1 protein-coding gene and 1 pseudogene are annotated in these 1,600 nt (G+C 66.2%); both read right to left on the bottom strand.

What is annotated here, in order from left to right; translation table 11 throughout:
- Positions 1-1,093, bottom strand: a 1,093-nt coding sequence (locus MOV74_RS37680; RefSeq protein WP_246932519.1) for a tannase/feruloyl esterase family alpha/beta hydrolase, incomplete at its 3' end; no start/stop codon positions are given.
- An 85-nt stretch (positions 1,094-1,178) separates the two neighbouring features.
- A pseudogene (locus MOV74_RS37675) lies at positions 1,179-1,600 on the bottom strand (GntP family permease); the annotation flags it as partial.

Below are 1,600 nucleotides of genomic sequence, written 5' to 3'. Positions count from 1 at the left end.
TGCCGAGCCACCACGCGGTCCAGCCGCCGGTCGGACCGATCGCCGGCGTGTCCTCGCCCGAGACGCCCCAGCCCGGATAATCGTCGAGGCCGTTGGCGAGCGCGAACGGGAATTTGTAGGTCGCGTGCAGGGTCTCGATCGCCTTGATCTGCGCATCGGTCAGACACTGATCGCCGCTCTTGCCGGCCTCACAACGCAGCGTCTCAACCTTGAATGCCGCCTTGCAGGCGACGGGGTCCTGAACCAGCGCATCGTCGGAGCCGTCGGCCTTGTCGCACGCCGCGCGCACGGCTTCGCCAACGAGCTTCACCTGCGCCGGATTGATCCAGCCAGCGCCCATGGTGACGAGACCCGAGCGCGTGCCGGCGTGCTGCAGGCCGACCCAGTTGATGACGGGCACGCGGGCGAAGATGCCGTCGAAATCATCCGGGTAACGCTGCGCCATAGTCAGGCCTTCGCGGCCGCCCTCGGACGAGCCCATGAAGTACATCTTCTCGGGCTTCTTGCCGTAGGCGCGGTCCATCAGCTCAACAGCCGCATCGCGCACCTTCTTGTAGGCGCGGTGAGCGAAATTCTCGAAGGCTTCGTCGTTGAGGGCAAATACCTGCGGCGGCTCGCCTTGCTTGGTTTCATGACCGGAATCGGTGCCGTAGGTGACGAAGCCGCGCGCGAGCGGCGACGGCTTGTCGAAGGGCGAGGCCGGCGGCAGCGAAAGGCCGGTGATCAGCACGCCGTTGAAACCGCCGCCGCCATATTGCACCGAGCGGCCGGTCCATTCGACGGGAAGGTTGACCTGAAATTTGATCGGCGGCGCCTTGGGGTCGACCGGGTCGATATGGCCGAGCACCTTGCAGAAGCCGGGATTGGCCGGCGTGATGCGTCCGGACGGCGTCGGCCCGCGTTCGGCGACGGCGATTGGCGAGGGTGCCTGCAACGTCGCGGAATCGATCTTCACGGTATCGGTGCCGCCGACCAGGCCCTTGCAGACCGTCTCGGCATCCTCTGCCAGGGTCAGGGCCAAAGCGGAATTCGCGCTCAACGCCGCCACGGCCCCCGCGAGCCATGCACATAGCTTCGCCCTGTTTCGCCTCATCGTTTCCACCCGGTTATGTTGCGTTCGAACGTTGGCCTGCATTCAATGCAACCTTCGTCCGTCCGTCAATCGCCGACCCGGCCTTTCAGAACGATCCCAGCGCACTGCCCAGCGCGATCACGGCCACCAGCGCCAGCAGCGACGTCACGATGCCCACCATGACGATGTCGAAATAGCTGTCGCGATGGGTCAGGCCGCAGATCGCGAGCAAGCTGACCACCGCACCATTGTGCGGCAGGATGTCGAGGGTCCCCGAGCCGATCACCGCCACGCGATGCATCAGCCCGAGGTCGATGCCGATACGATCGGCAAGTTCGACATAGGTCTGGCCGAGGGCCTCGAGCGCGATGGTCAGGCCTCCCGACGCCGACCCGGTCAGCGCGGCCAGGATGTTGGTCGCGACGGCGAGCGAGACCAGCGGTCCGCCTTCGATCGCGAGGACCCAGTCGCGCACGATCGTGAACGCCGGCAGCGAGGCGACGACGGCGCCGAAACCGACGAGGCTGG

The sequence above is a fragment of the Bradyrhizobium sp. SHOUNA76 genome, assembly GCF_023006445.1.
Taxonomy (GTDB): domain Bacteria; phylum Pseudomonadota; class Alphaproteobacteria; order Rhizobiales; family Xanthobacteraceae; genus Bradyrhizobium.
Note: the sequence above shows the minus strand (reverse complement) of the source record. Positions and strands in the feature narration are given on the sequence as shown.